General features: G+C 36.6%; 12 protein-coding genes, 3 pseudogenes, 1 riboswitch and 2 other annotated features. Of the genes and pseudogenes, 11 read left to right on the top strand and 4 right to left on the bottom strand.

Annotated elements, in window-relative coordinates:
* The first annotated feature begins 11 nt into the window (after window positions 1-11).
* The 3 genes from K6959_RS08275 (at window position 12) to K6959_RS19080 (ending at window position 3,218) form a co-directional block, all read left to right on the top strand.
* The gene (locus tag K6959_RS08275; RefSeq protein WP_246234819.1) at window positions 12-2,369 is read left to right on the top strand and encodes an AAA family ATPase; all 2,358 of its coding nucleotides are present in this window, start codon (window positions 12-14) and stop codon (window positions 2,367-2,369) included.
* A gap of 215 nt (window positions 2,370-2,584) precedes the next feature.
* Window positions 2,585-2,938: a hypothetical protein gene (locus K6959_RS19075; RefSeq protein WP_246234821.1), complete on the top strand. Its 354-nt coding sequence runs from the start codon at window positions 2,585-2,587 to the stop codon at window positions 2,936-2,938.
* Between the two features lie 4 nt (window positions 2,939-2,942).
* Entirely contained in the window at window positions 2,943-3,218 is a 276-nt protein-coding gene (locus tag K6959_RS19080) for a hypothetical protein (protein WP_262421936.1), read from the top strand.
* Between the two features lie 345 nt (window positions 3,219-3,563).
* Here K6959_RS19080 and K6959_RS08285 read toward each other — a convergent pair.
* Window positions 3,564-4,365, bottom strand: a pseudogene (locus K6959_RS08285) (DUF2935 domain-containing protein).
* A gap of 352 nt (window positions 4,366-4,717) precedes the next feature.
* Here K6959_RS08285 and K6959_RS08290 point away from each other — a divergent pair.
* On the top strand, window positions 4,718-6,787 hold the full coding sequence (locus K6959_RS08290; RefSeq protein WP_163242829.1) for a thioredoxin domain-containing protein: 2,070 nt from the start codon (window positions 4,718-4,720) through the stop codon (window positions 6,785-6,787).
* Between the two features lie 114 nt (window positions 6,788-6,901).
* Here K6959_RS08290 and K6959_RS08295 read toward each other — a convergent pair whose 3' ends face one another.
* Together K6959_RS08295 and K6959_RS08300 are read right to left on the bottom strand one after the other, a co-directional pair.
* Window positions 6,902-7,945: a ribonucleotide-diphosphate reductase subunit beta gene (locus tag K6959_RS08295; RefSeq protein ID WP_223088156.1), complete on the bottom strand. Its 1,044-nt coding sequence runs from the start codon at window positions 7,943-7,945 to the stop codon at window positions 6,902-6,904.
* 21 nt (window positions 7,946-7,966) lie between these two features.
* Window positions 7,967-10,219 (bottom strand): ribonucleoside-diphosphate reductase subunit alpha, encoded by a 2,253-nt coding sequence (locus tag K6959_RS08300; RefSeq protein WP_223088158.1) that lies wholly within the window; start codon window positions 10,217-10,219, stop codon window positions 7,967-7,969.
* Between the two features lie 142 nt (window positions 10,220-10,361).
* A riboswitch (cobalamin riboswitch) is annotated at window positions 10,362-10,552 on the bottom strand.
* A 219-nt stretch (window positions 10,553-10,771) separates the two neighbouring features.
* Here K6959_RS08300 and K6959_RS08305 point away from each other — a divergent pair.
* Window positions 10,772-11,548 carry an alpha/beta fold hydrolase gene (locus tag K6959_RS08305; protein ID WP_163242832.1) on the top strand — a complete coding sequence of 259 codons (777 nt, stop codon included), beginning with the start codon at window positions 10,772-10,774 and terminating at the stop codon, window positions 11,546-11,548.
* Between the two features lie 402 nt (window positions 11,549-11,950).
* Here the strand turns inward: K6959_RS08305 and K6959_RS08310 are convergent, their stop codons facing one another.
* A complete protein-coding gene (locus K6959_RS08310; RefSeq protein ID WP_223088160.1) occupies window positions 11,951-13,207 on the bottom strand; it encodes a bacillibactin exporter BcbE in 1,257 nt (418 codons plus the stop codon).
* Window positions 13,208-13,396: 189 nt separating this feature from the next.
* Window positions 13,397-13,656 (top strand) — a binding site (T-box leader).
* A gap of 62 nt (window positions 13,657-13,718) precedes the next feature.
* Window positions 13,719-13,975 (top strand) — a binding site (T-box leader).
* Window positions 13,976-14,037: 62 nt separating this feature from the next.
* On the opposite strand from K6959_RS08310, the gene trpE reads away from it, so the two are divergent.
* The 6 genes and pseudogenes from trpE to trpA all read left to right on the top strand — a co-directional run bounded on the left by trpE (window position 14,038) and on the right by trpA (window position 19,861).
* Window positions 14,038-15,447 carry an anthranilate synthase component I gene (trpE, locus tag K6959_RS08315; RefSeq protein ID WP_163242834.1) on the top strand — a complete coding sequence of 470 codons (1,410 nt, stop codon included), beginning with the start codon at window positions 14,038-14,040 and terminating at the stop codon, window positions 15,445-15,447.
* A 14-nt stretch (window positions 15,448-15,461) separates the two neighbouring features.
* On the top strand, window positions 15,462-16,484 hold the full coding sequence (gene trpD, locus K6959_RS08320; protein WP_163242835.1) for an anthranilate phosphoribosyltransferase: 1,023 nt from the start codon (window positions 15,462-15,464) through the stop codon (window positions 16,482-16,484).
* The gene (trpC, locus tag K6959_RS08325; RefSeq protein WP_163242836.1) at window positions 16,485-17,267 is read left to right on the top strand and encodes an indole-3-glycerol phosphate synthase TrpC; all 783 of its coding nucleotides are present in this window, start codon (window positions 16,485-16,487) and stop codon (window positions 17,265-17,267) included.
* Entirely contained in the window at window positions 17,264-17,866 is a 603-nt protein-coding gene (locus K6959_RS08330) for a phosphoribosylanthranilate isomerase (RefSeq protein WP_163242837.1), read from the top strand. Before trpC ends, K6959_RS08330 begins: the two co-directional genes overlap by 4 nt.
* Window positions 17,867-17,879: 13 nt before the next feature.
* Window positions 17,880-19,079, top strand: a pseudogene (gene trpB, locus K6959_RS08335) (tryptophan synthase subunit beta).
* Window positions 19,076-19,861, top strand: a pseudogene (gene trpA, locus K6959_RS08340) (tryptophan synthase subunit alpha). Before trpB ends, trpA begins: the two co-directional pseudogenes overlap by 4 nt.
* Window positions 19,862-19,989 lie beyond the last annotated feature (128 nt).

Below are 19,989 nucleotides of genomic sequence, written 5' to 3' on the forward strand. Positions count from 1 at the left end.
AAGCGTTTGAAATGATGGATTCCATTATTGAAACGAGATATCGATTTGGGAAACTAACATTAATTGATGCAACTCATTTGTATCCAGAAGATAGAAAGAAGTATATAGAGTTAGCTAAAAAGCACCATGTACCGTCAATGGCAATTGTATTTAATATCCGCCAAGAGGTTTTATTACAACGAGATAAAAAAAGAGATTTCCCAAAAGGAAAACGACGAATTAAACAACAAGTCCAAGCTTTTTTGAAAAATAAAAGATCAATTAAAAAAGAAGGCTTTCATTATTCTTACGTATTAAACGATGAATTGGTAGATCAAGTCCAACTTATTCGCAAAAATAACCCAGTTGAAGTAGAGGTAGGTGCAGGCGTGGGCTTTATCGGAGATGTTCACGCTTGTTACGATGAACTTCTAGAAATACTCGGAAAATTAGGGTACAAATCGAATGAAGAAGGATTCTATATTCATCCTCATGGCAGAAAGTTTGTTTCTGTTGGAGATATCATGAGCCGCGGTCCACGCTCATTAGATTGTATGATTTTTATGAAGAAACATGTAAATGCTGGACTTGCTTACATGATTGATAGCAACCACGGTTGGAAAGTGGCAAGGTGGCTTAGTGGACGAAATGTGACCATGTCCCATGGGGATGAAAAAGTAGTCGCCGAGTTTGAAAAGTACGAAAGTAACTATGGAAAAGAAAAAACGCTACAATTAAAAGCTGACTTAAAAGACTTTTTATGGGCTGCACCCTCACATTATGTTTTTATAAAAAATGGAGTCAGGGTGCTTGTCGCAACCCATGCTGGGATGAAAGATGAATATATTGGTAAACAATCAGATGTAATTTCAGATTTTTGCCGATATGGGGATACTGCGGGTTTTGACGAACAAGGAAAACCGATCCGCAACGATTGGTATACTGGTCATAAGAGTAAAGAACTGATTATTTGGGGGCATGACCCTAAGCCCGCAGCGCTTATAACGAATAACACGATAAATATTGATCAAGGAGTTGTTTTTGGGGGTCAGTTTACAGCTTTTAAATACCCTGAAAAGGACTTTGTTTCTGTTAAAGCAAAACAGGATTATACAAATGATACAAATAATCCATTAAATGCATGGCAGGAAAAGCGTTTAAACCCTCCTAATCTAGCTAGATATATGAACGGCTATTCCGTATTAACAAAACATGATGGAGAAATCGAAATTCAAGAAGCTGTCGTAAAATCTGCCATTGATACAGTTTCACATTTTACAGTACCTATCGAAGAGTTGGTATACATTCCACCAACTATGAGTCCAGCTCCAAAAGCGTCAAAATTAGCAGATTATTTAGAACATCCGCAAGAAGCATTTAACTACTATATTTCTAATGGCATTCAAAGGATGGTTGCTGAAAAAAAGCATATGGGTAGCAGAGGAATTTTACTATTATTTAAAGATAAGGATTCAGCAATTCCGTATATCGGCAGACGAACATTAGGAACTATCTATACACGCACAGGCAGACCATTTTTTACTAAGGAATTGGAAGAAGAAATAGTTGCTCAGTTAAATCGAGATTTATCTCAATCTCGTTATTTTGAAAAATACGAAACAGATTTTATCTTACTAGATGCAGAAATTTTACCATGGAATTTGAAAGCGAAAGAACTCATTAATACTCAGTATACCCATGTTGCTGAAGCTGCATTAATGGATCGGGTCAAGCTAATAGAAAAGTTAGAGAAGGCTTTAAAGTATAATGGGGCAGTAGAGGATTGGCTAGATGAAATGAAAGCTAAATTACAAAATGCCCGTGTATTTAACGATGTGTTTCAAAAATATTGCTGGAATATTGAAGGGAAAAATAGAATTCAAATTGCTCCGTTTCATCTTTTAGCTCACAGTGATGAAACATACTTTGATCGCTCTCATATTTGGCATATGGAAAAAAACCAAGAATTTAGTTCAATGTCTCATTTATTTATTGAGACGGAATTTATGGTCATTTCTGATGAAACATCAATGAAAGAAGCGATAAACTGGTGGACATCGTTAACTGAAGATGGTCATGAAGGCTTTGTTATCAAACCAGAATACTATCTTTCTAGAAATGAAAAAGGAAATCTGCTTCAACCTGCGATAAAGGTGAGAGGGAGAAAATATTTACACATGATTTATGGCATGGATTATTTACAACCTGAAAACTTAAAAAGACTTAAAAACCGAAATGTCGGGAAAAAACAGCGCCATACACTAATGGAATTCAGTCTTGGAATTGAAGGTGTAGAAAGGTTTGTTCATAAGGATTCAATTGAGAGAATTCATGAATGTGTATTAGCTACTCTTGCTTTAGAAGCAGATCCAGTAGATCCTCGTCTTTAATGTCTAAAGGAAAGCGACGTGTCGCTTTCCTTTTCGCAAGCATTTTAAAAGGGATAAAGTACTCGACTACTACGTGTGTCGTTCTCATTCAGATAATCGAAGTAATGAAAGTACAAGATCAAACTATTTCTATTAATGACCGATTCTTATGATAGCTTACGTTTGTAAAAGATAAAGAAATAAGTGTTTCTACTAATATGAAGGGCTGTGTGTGAATGGAAGAGTTTTATTATTCTAAAAAAAAGAAAATTCGCGGCTGGAAACGACATCAGCGAAAGATAGAAAGTTGGAAACAAAATGTAATCGAAGATTTAGATATGAATTACATTCGTGAGTATCAAAGGGATTACGCAAAGTTGTGGATTCACCCCTTTTATTCTTTCATCCGCAGAAATCCTCCCAATTGGTTTAACCGTTTATTATTAAACGAAATGATAGATGTATATCTAAACTGGTATCAAAAAATGACAAAAGAAAATGAAGACTTTTACCTGAAAATTTGGTTATACGAGCCAGATTTTATAAGCTCACAAATTGTTGTTTCATATAAGGCTTGGATAAATTATTAACGATATGACTAAAATATTTCCCATCCATAAATATAAATCATTAGAGGATAAATTATCTCTGTTTGATTGGGAATTACACATTGATGCGGAGATATATTGGGAATCAGAACTTAAAGAAGAGATAGAATTAGGATATAGAACAAAAGCTGATGTAGAAGAAATAAGAAATAAAGCTTATAAAACCGAAAAGGTTGGACTCGGAGATGACGTACTTTATAAGGTTCATACTGGAGATGTATGGTTAGGAACGCAAAAAAAGGGGAATATCCTACAATATTGATCCCCTTTTTTGTCCTAAAATGAATAAATAAGAATGAGGTGTAAAAATGATCAGAAAACCATTTAATAAAGATTTTTAAGAACGCATTACATAGAGATGATGGAATGTTAGGGATTCCTTTTCTGTAAAAATTTGATGGAAAAATAACAATAAAAGATATCCAAAAACGTCTTCATGATCTTCTAAAAATAGCGAAACACTTTTTCGTGAATAACTAGCGATATTTTAGCATTCATCCTGAGAAATGCAATGAAAGTTTATCGAAGCGGTTATCACAAATAGGTAAATTGTCCAAAAAGTAAGAAGGTAAGACTTGGCTTTGGCATGTTTATAAAAGAGAAAGAGTTATTTTTGTTCCCTTGAAAGACTAACTTCAAATAAATTTATGATTTCTAAAAATCTTTCCGCTTCTCTAAAAACATGATCTGCCAGAAGGGGATGAATATTACTTTTAATGCGACAGGCGTCTATTAGCTCTTTAGCTGCTTTCTTAAAGTCCCTTAGCGATTTGACTGATACTTTGTTTTCGTTTAAAAACTGGCTTAATATAGGTTTAGTTTCAGATTGCGGTCTCATAAAATCTAAATCAATTGCCTGAAAAACCAGCTTGTCAAAATCATCACTAAACTCTCTTGCTTGTTCAACTAACTTACGTTCAGAGGGATCTAATAGATGGCCAATGAATTTAGCATGGTCTGCCATTATCTTGAGAAAGAAAATATTTTCCTCAATAATAGCTTCTCGTTTGGGCACTAGTTTCCCTTCGTTAAGTTCCTTTAAGCGATTTGAGAAATAGGCGGCCTCTCTGCTTATATGATCAACTAATAACGGATAATTATTTGAAACAATTTCACAACGCAAAGTTAATCCTAATATTTTCCTTTTGTAGTGCCAAATAGAAGCAGCCGCTTGATAAACTTCGCTATTAAAAGCTTTTACTTGATGAATGTCTGAGTTTTCATTGAATTTAGCTAGTTTTTTTTTTTTCCTGAATTCTATCAAAAATAGTAATAAATTGATGTGCTTCATTAATCAATTGTTGCTGATCACTTGAAAAACCTAAACTTAAAAAGAAAGCATGCTCTTTCATTATTCTAGACCAAAATTTTATTTCATCTAATGACCTGACTACAATTGGATTTGCCAAAATGTCACCCCCATTTAATACTTCTATACATCTATATGTGGATGAGATTTTGTCCTATTTCTTTTAAACAATTATTTATGTCTCGGTTTTAGCACCTGTCTTTGTGCCAGCTTTGTAAATGCAAGGATAAGAATGTATAGATAATGTGTATATGTAAAGATTTGTAGCTGTCTTTCTGCGTAAATAATTGAAATAGCAGTTATGCTTAAGTATGGGGTAACCTTTTTTTTTTATGTTTAAGACTCATGTCGAATAACTTTAGCTTCGAATACTACCTAAAATATGGACAAAAAGGTGCATTTAATAAGGTTATTAGTGGTAAAGTAATACAAGAGAGGATGGTGATGCCTTTATGTCAACTAACAAAAAGCCCAATAGATTAATTGCTGAAAAGTCTCCGTATTTATTGCAACACGCCTATAATCCAGTGGAATGGTATCCATGGGGGCAAGAAGCTTTCGAAAAAGCGAAGGCAGAAAATAAACCAATTTTTTTAAGTATCGGCTATTCGACCTGTCACTGGTGTCACGTTATGGAGCGTGAATCGTTTGAGGATGAAGCTGTCGCTAAGCTCATTAATGAACGATTTGTTTCGATAAAAGTAGATCGGGAAGAGCGACCTGATATTGATTCTGTTTATATGAATGTTTGCCAAATGTTAACAGGTCAAGGCGGCTGGCCGTTAAATGTATTTTTGACGCCGGATTTAAAGCCATTTTATGCCGGGACGTATTTTCCGAAGGAAAGCCGTTACGGTCGTCCCGGTATTGTTGATGCCATTACACAATTGTCTGATAAGTATCATCATGAGCGTGAGCGAATTGACTCTGTTGCCGGGCAAATTACCGAATCATTACAGCAAGCGGCAAAACGGACGGGAACGAAAAAGCTTTCAGCACGTATTCTTCATAAAACATATGAGCAGCTTTCAAATAGCTTTGACAGTATATACGGTGGTTTTGGGGGAGCACCAAAATTTCCGATTCCTCATCATTTAATGTACTTGCTACGTTACTATAAGTGGACAGACGCTGAGCTTGCGCTTAAAATGGTCGAGAAAACACTTGATAGCATGGCAAATGGGGGAATTTATGATCATGTCGGCTTCGGTTTTGCCCGCTATTCGACAGATCAAATGTGGTTAGTTCCTCATTTTGAAAAAATGCTATATGATAACGCTCTTCTTCTATATGTTTATAGTGAAGCGTATCAAGTAACGAAAAAAGATACATATGAAAAAATAGTTGCGGAAATCATTCAATTTATTAAAAAAGAAATGACTGATCAGCACACGGCTTTTTATTCAGCACTTGATGCAGATAGTGAAGGAATAGAAGGGAAATATTACGTTTGGTCAAAACAAGAAGTCATCTCAATACTTGGCGAACAGCTCGGTCCGTATTATTGTGATCTGTATGATATAACGGAGAATGGGAATTTTGAAGGAAAAAACATTCCCAATTTGATACATACGAATGTACTTAGCGTGTCAGAAAAATACGGCTTTACAGTTGAAGAAGGAAAACAGCAACTTGAAAAAGCGCGACAGCGGTTGTTTGAGGAACGTTCAAAGCGAGCACGACCTCATCTTGATGATAAAGTGTTAACTTCCTGGAACGCACTGATGATTGCTGGACTTACGAAAGCGGCCAAAGTATTTAACAAGGAAGAATATCGTCAGCTGGCAGAAAAAGCTTTTTCTTTTATCGAAAATACGATGTTCCGACATGACCGTTTAATGGCACGATATCGTGAGGGAGAAGTAAAGTATGAAGCATATTTAGATGATTACGCTTTCCTTCTTTGGGCGGCTATTGAACTGTATGAATTAACTTTTGAAGTTCACTATTTACAAACAGCACTTCGGTTAGCGGAACGAATGAAAGATTCCTTCTGGGATGATGAGAAAGGCGGTTTCTTTTTTACGAGTAAAGAGGCAAAGGCTGTTCTTGTGAGGGAAAAACAAATTGCCGACGGGGCTCTTCCATCAGGAAATAGTGTTGCGGCCGTTCAGCTTATTAAGCTATCTCATTTAACGGGAGAGATGAAATGGCGCGAAATGACGGAGAAAATGCTGACGACGTTTGAACAAGATGTATCAAGCTATGGAGCAAGCTTCACTTATTTTCTCCAAAGTATATTACTAATGGAAATGGGGCTAAAAGAAGTTGTTATTCTTGGAAATAATCCGGACGTCATGGAAATGCTGACAACAGTGAGAAAACAATTTTTACCAGAGACGATCGTCTTAAATACAGATGATCCAAAGCGTTTGGAGCATGTATCTCCATTTGCGGGTCAATATGAGAAGATTGCAGAGACAACGATTTATATTTGTGAAAATTTTGCCTGTCAACAGCCGTTAACAGATATTAATAAAGCGCTTGAAGTGATCATTGAAACGCCGAATCAGAATGCTTGATAAGTTTTTCAAAAAAATTTGTCAATTGAGGCGGAAGTAACTAGAGCGACGAATGCAAGTGAGAGATCAACAATCCAAAGCCCGTTGCGACAACGGGCTTTCTTTCATTATTTACTACAAATCATCAAAACCATTATCAACATTATTCACTTTTACATATTGCCGTGATTTTTGCTCGAAAAAGTCTGATTTTCCTAAATCGACTTCTTCATAAGCGATAATCCAGCGCAGCGGATTTGTCCGATACCCTTCAAATGGACGGTTAAAGCCGAGTTGATTACAGCGAACGTTAGCATAAAATTTTACATAGTCTTCAACATCCTGCAAAATGATGCCGGGGATTTTATTCCCAATAATATACCGCGCCCATTCGATTTCTAATTCAGCTGCTTTAACAAACGTTTCTTCAAAAAAATTTGCTAATTCTTTCGTATTGTATTGTGGATATTGAACAAGCACTTCTTTAAAAATTTTCACGAACAAGTCAACATGAATTTGTTCATCTCGATTAATATAGTTAATCATCGTACTCGTTGCGACCATTTTTTGATTTCGTGCAAGATGATAAAAAAAGGCGAATCCAGAATAAAAAAATAATCCTTCGAGCACAACATCAAATACGATCGATTTTAAGAAGTTTTCGACTGTTGAATGTTCAGTGAAATGTTTATAACCGTTTGTAACAAAATCATTTCGTTTTTGTAAAATTGGTTCAGTCCGCCAAAATTTAAACACTTCGTCTTGTTTTTGTTTTGACACAAGACTTGATAAGACGTACGAGTAGGAATGATTATGGATTACTTCTTGCTGTGCTAGTATAATCATTAATGCAGATATACTTGAATCTGTTAAATAATCCGCAACTTTGCCGGCATAATCTGTTTGAATGCTATCAAGCATTGCAAGCAAACCGATCGTCTTTAAAAACGTCTCTTGTTCGTGAGCTGTTAATGTAGGAAATTGCTTCATATCTTGAGACATGTTAATTTCAAATGGCGTCCAAAAGTTTGCTAACATTTTTTTGTATTTAGGATAAGCCCATTTATATTGGACATCATCCCAATTTAAAATATTTGAACATTCCCCATTAATAATGGCTGTCGCTCTATTTGGAGCTGTTTTGTTTGTGATGGGTCTTTTAATTACTTTTTCAGTCATGATTCATTCTCCTTTTCACTTTTAACTAGAACACGAATCGCAATCTTCAATTTCCGATGAAGTGGAACGTAAGTAATAGGTTGATTTTAAACCGCTTTCCCAAGCATCGAGATGGAGGGCTAGCAATTCTTTCGCCTTGATCGTGTTTTGGATATATAAATTAAAGGAAATTGCCTGATCAATATGGCGCTGGCGTTTCGCATTTTGCATTATGCTCCAATGCTGGTCAATTAAATGGGCCGATTTATAGTACCAAGTCGTATATTCTGATAAATCAGGCGCAGTGACTGGAAGCTTATAATCTTTTTTCTCCTCTGAATAAAACTTTTTAAAAATCGGATCAATACTCGGAGTGCTGCCTGCAATTAGCGCTGTTGAAGCATTTGGGGCAACAGCCATTAAATAACCGTTGCGAATTCCATTTTCGCTCACCTTTTCCTTCAGCTTGTCCCAAGGAAGAGTAGAGTGATGACTACAATAATTTCGTTTTGTAAAATAATCTCCTGTACTCCAATCAGAGCCTTTAAAAACTGGGTATGCGCCTTTTTCAATTGCAAGCTCCATACTTGCTTCAATCGTGTAGTGGGCAATTTGCTCATAAAGAGTGTCGGCGTAACTAACTGCCTCATCACTTTCCCATTTTATATTCTTCTTTGCGAGAAGATGGTGCCACCCGAACGTTCCAAGTCCAATTGCACGGTATTTTTGATTTGTAAGCTTTGCTTGTAAAACAGGAATATCATTTTGATCGATTACATTATCAAGCATGCGAACTTGAATCGGAATGAGACGTTTTAACACGTCATCTTGAACCGCTTTTGCTAGATTAATAGACGAGAGATTACAAACGACAAAATCTCCAGGCTGCTTTTCAACAATGATTTTTCCGTCTTTCACAACTTGTTTACATACATTTGTTTCACTTTGGTTTTGGGCGATTTCTGTACAAAGGTTCGTACAGTAAATCATTCCGAGATGATGGTTAGGATTTTTTCTATTCGCTTCATCTCGATAAAACATAAACGGAGAACCTGTTTCAAGCTGGCTTCTCATGATTCTCTTCATGACTTCGATTGCCGGGACGGTCTCTTTTGAAAGAAGTGGATGTTTGGCACATTGGAAATACTTTTCACGGAATGAACCTTCACCGCGTTTTTCATCATAGAAATCCTCTAATGAAAATCCGAGTACAGACCGAACTTCATGCGGGTCAAATAAATGCCAATCGCCACGCTTTTCAACTTGCTCCATAAATAAATCTGGAATACATATCCCAGTAAATAAATCGTGAGTTCGATAACGTTCATCTCCGTTATTCAACTTAGCATCAAGGAACGAGAAAATATCTTTATGCCATACATCCAAATAAACACTAATCGCTCCTTTCCGCTGTCCTAGCTGATCAACGCTAACAGCTGTATTATTTAATAATTTCATCCATGGGATCACACCTGAGGACGCTCCTTTAAAGCCTTTAATGTCACTACCGCGGCTCCGTATTTTTCCTAAATAAACGCCGATCCCGCCGCCGTTTTTTGATAAATTTGCAATGTCTGTGTTGGTGTCATATATACTTTGCAAACTATCATCAATCGTATCGATGAAGCAGCTTGAAAGCTGTCCCCAACGCTTACCTGCATTCGTTAATGTCGGAGTTGCAACTGTCATATAAAGATGGCTAAGAGCCCAATACGCTTCACGGACGAAATGAAGTCGCTTCTCTTTTTCTTCATGCATCATTAACGTCATTGCAATCACCATAAAACGTTCTTGTGGAAGCTCATAAATATGCCCGCGTCGATCTTTAGCTAAATAGCGGTCAGAAAGCATGCGAATACCGATATAGGTGAATAATTCATCTTTCTTCGGATCAATTTCCTCTCCTAAAGCATCAATTTCTGCTTTATCATAATTTTCTAAGAGGGAAGGGGAATAAATTTCTTTCTCTGTTAAAATTGAAATTAATTCAAAAAAAGAACCGTAAGTTGACGACGTTGAATTCCGATTTGTTTTCGCTTCTTCATACAAGTGCAACAGCCAAATTCGTGCTGCAACAAATGTCCAATCGGGCTCCTGTTCGCTCATATTTGCCACGCACTCAAGAACAAGAAGATGACAAAACTCATCCATATTTTCTCTGTTTACTTGTTCCCAAATGATTTCCGCTCGTTCCTTTAATGAAGTAATGTTTAAATGTGGAAAGCTTTGTTGAACAGAATCAAGCTCTTTCATCCAAGTAATAAAAGCTTCATCGATTGGAGCTTTTACAGTCATAAAGAAAACCTCCTAAAATATATATTCATAGTCATTGAAAATAAAAAAATCCGCTCGGGTCAGAGCGGATCAAACGATAGTAAAAAAGACATCAATTCAAATTTGTACTATCGTTTCATCTTCTCAATCCCCGAAGAATCGAAACTTAAAACAAGCTTTGGCAGGTCTCCTGGCTTGTGCATCGTTCTACTTTAAGACCTTCCCATACATTCCTTTGAAAGCATGTACAGTGGATTTCTTATTTCGTCCGCACTTACAGTTGCGGGGACAGCTCCGGAATTTCACCGGATTCCCTATTAAGTCACGAATGACACCAACTCTTGTCAGTTTTCAATATATAGTATTAAATTTTAATTTCAAATCAATATATTGTGTATTTTATCATACTTCAGTAAAAAGACAATGAAGCTTTGCAAAAAATAAAACAAAGATAATGTTGTTAAAATAGGGATTTTTTATAAAAGGACAACAATGATGAGATTTCATCACATTTTTAACTTAAATTAGGAAATATTAATGAAGACCATTTGTAGTTAGGAAGGTGTAGTAAAAATGCCCTATTTTCAATATAATAAAATAAATATTTTTTTTGATGATAAAGGTACAGGAATTCCGCTCGTATTTATTCATCCTCCTGGAATGGGCCGAAAAGTATTTTATCATCAATACTCTCTCAGTAAACATTTTCGGATTTTAACTCCCGATTTAAGCGGTCATGGAGACACTTCCGGTGCTTTAGAACATGTAACGATGAAAAATTTCGCCTCCGAGATTCGGGCGTTATTAGATCATTTATCAATTGCTAAAGCAGTCATTTGTGGTTATTCTTCTGGAGGATGTGTCGCCCAAGAATTTGCTCTTTCTTATCAAGACCGCACTTTAGGGCTAATTTTGGCGGGCGGATTTCCAGAAATAAGATCAGCTGTATTACGGTATGAGCATCAAATCGGAATGTATTTTATAAAAAACTTTCCAAGTGCTATTAAATTTGCAATTGCCGCTGCTCATACATTAGAGCCGAATTTACGCAATATGTTAAAAGAGCATATGGATCAAGCGAACCGAAAAGTATGGTTTGATTTTTATAATCGTTCATTGCACTTTTCATGCGTGGACAGACTGCCTCAATTAAAAATCCCTTTACTATTAATTTATGGCGCAAAAGATTTCACAAACCAGCATATTCGAGCTTATCGGAGAGTGACTTCATTTCAAGCTGCTTTTATTAAAAAAGCACACCACCAATTGCCCTTTAAAAATTGGCAGCTATTTAACCAAATCATTACTGGGTTTGTTGTTGACCATTTTTCAACAGATGAGCAATCATAATCGGAATTTTCACCCCCTGCCTCAAAGTCAGGAAAAAGAATGATGACCAATAGTGCGGGGGATTCCTCTTTAAATTCAAGTCAACAATAATACCTTCTTAAATGAAATAATCAGGAAATAAAATTGCTTATTAATCAACAAAATATCAGATTAACAAATTACGTCAAAAAACTTAACACAACCCCTCTTCGGTTTAGGTCTTGGCAGTCGGCCTATACATTTGATCGATCGTTCGCAGGGAACAGAGTATATAAACAGTAGTGTTGGATGGCCCCTTGCAGAAGAAGTAACGATTAATTATAATCCTTCAGCTGAATAATAAAGATCAAGTAGAGTCTTTATTATGATGGGGTATTAAGATCTATATTAAATAGCAAAAGGCCTAATGGAATATCATCTGCATTAGGCCTCTTGTTCAGGACGGATCGCTTTAAAGGAAAGAATCGCGGCTAAGACGCATAAACCGCTTAATCCCCAAAATATCCATTTTTCCTGTCCTTTCATGAGCAAAGCAATAACAGGTGGTCCAGCTGCAACTCCGATAAATCTCATTGAACTATAAATCGAGGTAATCGTTCCCCGTTGGTCTTTCGCTATACCTTGTGTAATCATCGCATCAAGACACGGAAGGGCTACGCCAATTCCGACTCCGCTAATAAAGAACATAATAATTAAATACCAAAGCTTATCTGAAAGACCTATTAGTGCAATAGAGCTACCTAGTAATAAAATCCCGCCAAATGTAACCCATTTCATTAAAACTTTATTTTCTTTAATCAATTTTCCTGCCGTAAATGATGCGATACATAATGCCCCGAGTGGAATTGCTAATAATAGCCCTTTTTTGACATCCTTCACTTTATAAGTTTCCTCTAAAATTCCAGATAAATAAAAAAGAACACCAAATAATACGAACATAAGAATCCCGCCAATGATAAAAATAGCGGTAATCCATCTTCCATTATCAGCAAAAATCTGCCTAATTTTCTGAATAAACCTTTTAAACGGCAGAACGTCTTCTTCCTTTTTCTTTGGATTTTTTACTAAAAAAAGCATTAATAATATTGAAATAACGCAAAAAACAGGAATTGCAAAAAACGGAAGAAACCAAATGATCCCTGCTAAAAGCGCTCCTAAAATCGGACTTAATACTTTTCCCATTGTATTAGATGTTTCAATGACTCCAAGCATACTGCTTACATCTGAATCTCTTCGAAACATGTCACCGACAAGGGGAAGGACAATGGGGGCGGCGCCGGCAGCTCCAATTCCTTGCAGCATTCTGCCTAGCAAAATGACTAAATAGGCATTTTCCATTTTCCACGCTGCAAATCCAGAAATAAGTCCGCCAATTCCAGCAATAAAAAGGCTTGGAATAATCACCTTTTTTCTGCCAATCCGATCTGATAAATAACCAGCTAACGGTATTAAAAAAATGGCAACGACAGAATAAACTGTAATAATCATACTTGATTGTAATGAGGAAATTGAAAGCTTTTTCTCCATTGTCGGCAAGACAGGAATGAGCATCGAATTTCCAAGTGTCATCACAAGAGGAATAGAAGAAATAGATATAATCGCCCTTTTTTTTTCAGACACTTCATTTGTCGATTCGTTATTTTGCTCTAATCCAGTAGGTGTCTTTACAAAACGATCCATCTTTAAATACCGCCTTTTTAATTTGTCCACTATTTATAGATCTATATGTATACTATTTACAGTTACTTTTTAAAATATCGCTATTTTCAATAGTTATTTTCTAGGAAATATAAATATTTGTGAAAAATTTTAAAAATACTCTTGACATTTTCCCTTTTACCATTTAATATCAGTTACAAATAGAAAATGTTATAAGCCTTGACGAAGAGGAGTAGCTATTACAGATCCGACAGAGAGCTGATGGCTGGTGGAAATCAGTGTTGAAGTAATAGTGAATGGACTTCTGAGCTTCCAAACCGAACCTTTCAGAGCAGTAGGCTTTGGCGTAACGTCTCATCGTTAAAAGAGACCGATATTATGAAATGATGATGAATTTTTTACGATGATATCGTTTAAGTGAGCTGTGCAAACAGCTAATAAAGGTGGCACCACGGGTCTCCGTCCTTTAAGGATGAGAGGCCCTTTTTTTGTTTTTCATTATCCTATTGCAATAAGTAAAAAACAAAATATGAATAAATTGTTGAGTAAGAGGAGTACAGTATTTTGAAACGTTTCAGAGAGCTGGGGAATGGTGTGAACCTAGTACGATAGCAAATACATGGAATGGACTTACGAGAGGCGTCTTGAATTCTTTTAGTAGGGGCGCACGGCTTCCACCGTTAAAAGGATAGGGTATCGGATGATTTTGTATTCCCGTACCTGAAAAGAGGGAGCTTGTTAAGGGCTCTAAAAAGAGGTGGTACCACGGTGAACCAAATCGTCCTCTATATGCACGAAATGTGCGTATAGGGGATTTTTTTTATTTTAAAAAAATGGAAAGGGGACTATCTATGAAGCTTAAGTTCATTGTTGAAGAGGTAGAAGGAGATTTATTAACGCCAATTGCAATTTATCAACGCATCTCTGGCAAAAAAAAATTTTTATTAGAAAGCTCATTAAAGCATGAAGATTCTGGACGGTTTTCATTTATTGGGGCTGAGCCTGTATTTGAGTTAATCGCAAACGGCGATATTTGTCATGTTTTTTACAAAGACGGTACTACAAAAGTGATGGAAGAAAATCCGTTAAATTGTATTAAGAAACTTCTTCCAAGCTATAAGATCAATGAACCACTGTTCCCTTTTATAGGTGGGGCAGTCGGTTATATCGGTTATGACGTTAGCCACCACTATCTCGAGCTTAATAATGGTCCGCAAGCTGATGAACTAAAGATGCCCGATGCCCATTTAATGTTTTTTGAAGAAATGATCGCTTTCGATCACTTGAAACAGAAAGTATACGTTGTTGGAATTCCTTTAGTAAAAACAACGAAAATGGAAGAGTTGAGAGCTCGCGTCGAAAAACGAAAGAAAGAATTAACTAAATATATGACGGAACAGAAGACAGACAAATTTTCAATCTCTTCCTTTCAACCTTCTACAAGTAGGTCGCAATATATGGAAAAGGTGAACACTGTCAAAGATTACATCGGTCAAGAAGAAGTTTTACAAGTCGTATTATCGCAAAAATTAACCGCTTTTTATAAAGGAAATCCGTTATCTTTTTATCGCAAGCTTCGTGTTGCAAATCCATCGCCATATATGTTCTTTATTGATTTTGATTGCTATGTGCTAGCAGGCTCATCACCTGAAAGCTTAGTAAAGGTACAGCATCAGTACATGTATACAAACCCGATTGCAGGTACGCGGCCGCGTGGAAAAACGCAGGGAGAAGATTTACGGTTAGAAGTAGAGCTTTTGAAAGACGAAAAGGAATTAAAAGAGCATCGGATGCTCGTCGATTTAGCACAAAGTGAGCTAGAACAAGTATGTGAGCGTCACACGATTAACATTGACCAATATATGAAAGTTGAAAAATTTCAACATGTCATGCATATCGTATCTGTCCTTTCTGGAAAGCTTAAAGCTTCATTTCATTCGATAGATGCATTAGCTTCATGTTTGCCAGCGGGCACTGTATCTGGCTATCCAAAGCGAAAAGCTATGGAATTAATTAATGAGCTTGAGGAAACGAAGCGAGGACCATATTCTGGAGCAGTCGGCTATGTTTCGGCAAACGGTTTTTGTGACTTTTCGATTGCCATCCGCATGATGATTATGAAAGATGGAATAGCTCACGTTCAAGCAGGCGCAGGAATTGTAGATGATTCTGTTCCTAAGCTTGAATATGAGGAAACGATGCATAAATTAAGATCTTTATTAGAAGTTGAAAAGCCATTATTAAGAAGTTTTTCAAAATAGAGAGGAGTGTAAACATGAAAGAATATTTAGAGAAACTAGCAAAAAACGAAACATTTTCTGAAGCGGAAATGCAATTGGCAGTTAAATCATTATTAGAAAATGAGATTACAGATAGTGAAATTGCAGCATTTCTCTTCGGCTTAAAACTAAAGGGAGAAACAATTGATGAAATTACCGGAATTGTTAGTGCCCTACGTGAAAAAGCCCCGTCATTTTCTGCTCCAGCAGGTACGATGGACAATTGTGGCACAGGAGGTGACGGCTCACAAAGCTTTAATGTGAGTACAACTTCAGCATTTGTGATTGCAGGGGCTGGAATTCCTGTTGCAAAACATGGAAATCGCAGTGTTTCAAGTAAAACAGGCAGCAGCGATGTTCTTGAGTATTTAGGGGTAAATCTTAATTTATCTCATGAAGCTGCGGAAGAACTATTGCAAAGTGTTGGAATCACGTTTTTATTTGCACCTAATATCCATCGGACAATGAAGCGGGTGATGATCGTGAGGAAATCATTAAAAATTCCAACTATTTTTAATTTAATTGGTCCATTAACAAACCCAGTTCAATTAGATTATCAAATGGTTGGGATGTATCGGCGCGATTTATTACCGATGTTTGCAAATGTATTAAAAAGGCTTGGAAGAAAGCGCGCTGTTTTGTTAAATGGGGCTGGCTATATGGATGAAGCCTCACTGCAAGGAGAAAATCATTTAGTCGTATTAGAAAATGGGGAGATCATAAAAAAAGTCATTCAGCCTGAACAGTTTGATTTACCGACATTTTCGAATGATAGTATTAAAGGGGGCAGTGCAAAGGATAATAGTGAAATTTTACAAGATGTTTTACAAGGTAATAGAAGCCCATATTACTATACCGTTTTATTAAATGCAGGGATCGGTATTTATACAGGGGGAAAAGCAAGTTCAATCGAAGCTGGCATTCAATTAGCAAAAGAGAGCATTGATTCCGGTGCAGCTTTACATAAGCTGAATGAGCTGATTGAAAATAGCTGCAAATATGAAAAGGAAGTGATCTAATTGTCGACTATTTTAGACGAAATTTTAGCCGAGAAGGCTAAAGAAGTAAAGAAAATGAAGGAGGATGGAATCGAGCGTTGTGATAAACCGAAAAAAACACTAAATTTATTTTTAAAAAAGATTGCTCAAACGACAGAGTTATTAATTATTAGCGAATTTAAACGCGCTTCTCCGTCTAAAGGAATTTTAAACATCCACCTCGATCCAGTTGAGCAAGCGGTTCGATATGAAAAAAACGGTGCAGCGGCGATTTCAGTATTAACAGATCAACCATTTTTCAAAGGTTCATTTAGAGACTTAGAGCTTATCCGACAAAATGTGTCGGTTCCAATTCTTTGTAAAGATTTTATTATCGACGAAATCCAAATCGATGCGGCAAAAAATGCTGGTGCTGACATTATTTTGTTAATTGCGGCTGCTCTCGATACTAAAAGAATAAAAGAGTTATATCATTATGCAACTGTTAATGGGTTAGATGTCTTAATGGAAGTACATGATGAGTCGGAGTTAGAGAAGGCGTTTTTGACGGGCGCAAAAATAATCGGTGTAAACAATCGTAACTTAAAAACGTTCAAGGTAGATTTAAGCGTAACCGAAAGACTTGCCCCTTTTATTATAAACGCAGGAGCCCATCTCATTAGTGAAAGTGGGATTAAAACAGAAGAGGATATTAATCGTGTAAGAAGAGCAGGGGCAAAGGCAGTTTTAATCGGAGAGGCGTTTATGACAAATGAAAACACCGCTCAGTTGCTTCAAAGTTTCGCTGAGGTAAAAGTGAAATGAAAGTCAAAATTTGTGGAATAACCGATCTGGTGACAGCAATGAAAGCAGTTGAGTATGGCGCAGATGCGCTAGGGTTTGTGTTTGCACAAAGTAAACGAAAGATTGATCCAATAAGCGCAAAAGAAATTATTCACAAGCTTCCAAAAAACGTTCTAAAAGTTGGTGTGTTCGTAAATGAGTCTAAAGAGGTCATTCATCATATCATTGACAGTTGTAAGCTCGATCTCGTTCAACTGCACGGCGAAGAAACTTCAGAATATTGCAAAGAGTTTGGTAAAAAATCAATGAAAGCAATGGGAATTCGTTCAGAACATGATTTAGAACGAGTGGGGCATTTTCCTTGTGAATATATTCTATTAGATAGCCCGAAAGGTAAGTATTATGGTGGGAACGGGCGAACTTTTGATTGGTCTTTTATTTCACAGCAACATCTACACAATAAGAAAATCATTTTAGCAGGTGGATTGAACGAACAAAATGTGAAACAAGCGATTTCAACTGTTCAACCTTATATGGTCGATGTTAGCAGCGGTGTTGAAACGAATGGTAAAAAAGATATTGCTAAAATAAAAAAATTCATTGAAACAGTTAAAAGTTAAAGGAGGAGAAAGAATGACTGTTTATTCATTACCAGACAAAAAAGGTCATTTTGGAATTTATGGGGGAAGATTTGTTTCAGAAACACTTATTGAAGCTATTAAAGAATTAGAAATCGAATATGAAAAGGCGATTCATGACGAAACGTTTATAAATGAATTCAAACAGCTTTTAACAAATTATGTCGGCAGGGAAACACCGCTTTATTTTGCAAAAAATTTAACAGAAGAAACCGGTGGAGCAAAGATCTTTTTAAAACGTGAAGATTTAAACCATACAGGCGCCCATAAAATTAACAATACGATTGGGCAGGCTCTCCTTGCCGTTCGGATGGGAAAAAGAAAAATTGTTGCAGAAACGGGAGCGGGTCAGCACGGGGTTGCGACAGCAACAGTTTGTGCATTGTTAAATTTAGATTGCGTTATCTTTATGGGAGCAGAAGACGTAAAAAGACAAAAATTAAATGTGTTTAGAATGGAATTATTAGGAGCAAAAGTTGTCAGTGTAGAAGGGGGAAGTGCAACATTAAAAGATGCAGTAAATGAAGCTTTGCGTTATTGGGTCGCAAATGTTGAAGACACTCACTATATATTAGGTTCAGTTGTTGGTCCCCATCCTTTTCCAAAAATTGTGCGTGATTTTCAAAGCGTCATAGGAAAAGAAACAAAAGCGCAGTACTTATCATTCCAAGGAAAGCTACCTGAAGCGATTGTTGCATGTATTGGTGGAGGAAGTAATGCGATGGGAATGTTTTATCCATTTATTAATGATAAAGCAGTGAAGTTTTTTGGAGTTGAAGCTGCTGGAGCAGGTATTGACACCGATCAACATGCTGCTTCGTTAACATTAGGAGCACCAGGAGTTTTGCACGGGGCTTTAATGTATGTCATGCAAGATGATGCAGGACAAATTTGTGAAGCACATTCCATTTCGGCGGGACTAGATTACCCTGGGGTTGGGCCTGAACATAGCTATTTAAAAGATATCGGCCGTGTCCAATACGAGTCAATTACTGATGAAGAGGCACTATCTGCTTTTCAAACACTTTAAAAAAAAGAAGGGATTATTCCAGCATTAGAAAGTGCGCACGCAGTAGCCTACGGAATAAAGCTTGCAGCTAAAATGAATGCTGATGAGGGAATCGTTATTTGCTTATCAGGCAGAGGAGATAAAGATGTTGAAACAATTAAACATATTTTCGGAGGTGCACAATGAATAAATTAAAAGAGAGATTTAATAAATTACTACAAGTTGGTGAAAAAGCGTTTGTTCCATATATTATGGCCGGTTCATCCGGTTTAGAAAAATTTAAAGAGCAGCTTCTTTTTTTACAAAAGTCAGGCGTAACTGCTGTTGAGGTTGGGATTCCATTCTCAGATCCAGCTGCAGATGGAGAAACGATCCAAAAAGCGGGCAAGCGTGCATTAGAACAATATGGTGTTACATTAGAAGGCGTATAAAATTTTTTGCAAAAAATGAAAAATGAAGTGACAATTCCCATTGTGATCATGTCTTATGTGAATCCTATTTATCGGTTAGGAGTTGAACATTTTATTAATCTTGCTCAAAAAAGCGGGATTGCAGGCTGTATTATTCCAGACTTGCCTTTAGAAGAAGAGGAAATGATGACTCCACAATTAGAAGCAGCGGGGATTGAACTAGTCCGTCTCGTTACGTTAACAAGCAGTGAAGAACGGATTAAACAGATTGCTGAACGCGGAAATGGCTTTTTATATGCAGTAACCGTTACAGGAATTACTGGCATACGCCGTTCCTTTCACGATCAGTTTGCTTCTTACTTAAATAAAGTAAAACAATTAAGTCCGATTCCAGTGCTTGCTGGTTTCGGGATCTCGACTTCAGAACAAGTTAGCGAAGCGTGTGAATATTGCGATGGAGTGATCGTTGGCAGCAAAATTATTGAGCTGTTTGAACGAGATGACTTCGCATCAATCGTTGAACTAATTGAAGCAGTGAACGTAAAAACTCCTTCTTAAGAAACTATTCGTTAGCAAAAAAGAATAAAAGTGTATTTTTATAGTTAGAAAGCACCGAATATTCGGTGCTTTTAAATTGCAGCTCCAAATGACTTTAATCATATATATTTAAATTTTTAACCGCTATG

Origin of the sequence: Bacillus aquiflavi (assembly GCF_019915265.1) — a bacterium.
GTDB classification, from domain to species: domain Bacteria; phylum Bacillota; class Bacilli; order Bacillales; family Cytobacillaceae; genus Bacillus_BT; species Bacillus_BT aquiflavi.

What these genes read in the sequence shown, in the direction of transcription:
- K6959_RS08275 (WP_246234819.1), top strand. Translation starts at nt 12, where the DNA reads ATGATGGATTCCATTATTGAAACGAGATATCGATTTGGGAAACTAACA.
- K6959_RS19075 (WP_246234821.1), top strand. Translation starts at nt 2,585, where the DNA reads ATGGAAGAGTTTTATTATTCTAAAAAAAAGAAAATTCGCGGCTGGAAA.
- K6959_RS19080 (WP_262421936.1), top strand. Translation starts at nt 2,943, where the DNA reads ATGACTAAAATATTTCCCATCCATAAATATAAATCATTAGAGGATAAA.
- K6959_RS08290 (WP_163242829.1), top strand. Translation starts at nt 4,718, where the DNA reads ATGTCAACTAACAAAAAGCCCAATAGATTAATTGCTGAAAAGTCTCCG.
- K6959_RS08295 (WP_223088156.1), bottom strand. Translation starts at nt 7,945, where the DNA reads ATGACTGAAAAAGTAATTAAAAGACCCATCACAAACAAAACAGCTCCA.
- K6959_RS08300 (WP_223088158.1), bottom strand. Translation starts at nt 10,219, where the DNA reads ATGACTGTAAAAGCTCCAATCGATGAAGCTTTTATTACTTGGATGAAA.
- K6959_RS08305 (WP_163242832.1), top strand. Translation starts at nt 10,772, where the DNA reads ATGCCCTATTTTCAATATAATAAAATAAATATTTTTTTTGATGATAAA.
- K6959_RS08310 (WP_223088160.1), bottom strand. Translation starts at nt 13,207, where the DNA reads ATGGATCGTTTTGTAAAGACACCTACTGGATTAGAGCAAAATAACGAA.
- trpE (WP_163242834.1), top strand. Translation starts at nt 14,038, where the DNA reads ATGAAGCTTAAGTTCATTGTTGAAGAGGTAGAAGGAGATTTATTAACG.
- trpD (WP_163242835.1), top strand. Translation starts at nt 15,462, where the DNA reads ATGAAAGAATATTTAGAGAAACTAGCAAAAAACGAAACATTTTCTGAA.
- K6959_RS08330 (WP_163242837.1), top strand. Translation starts at nt 17,264, where the DNA reads ATGAAAGTCAAAATTTGTGGAATAACCGATCTGGTGACAGCAATGAAA.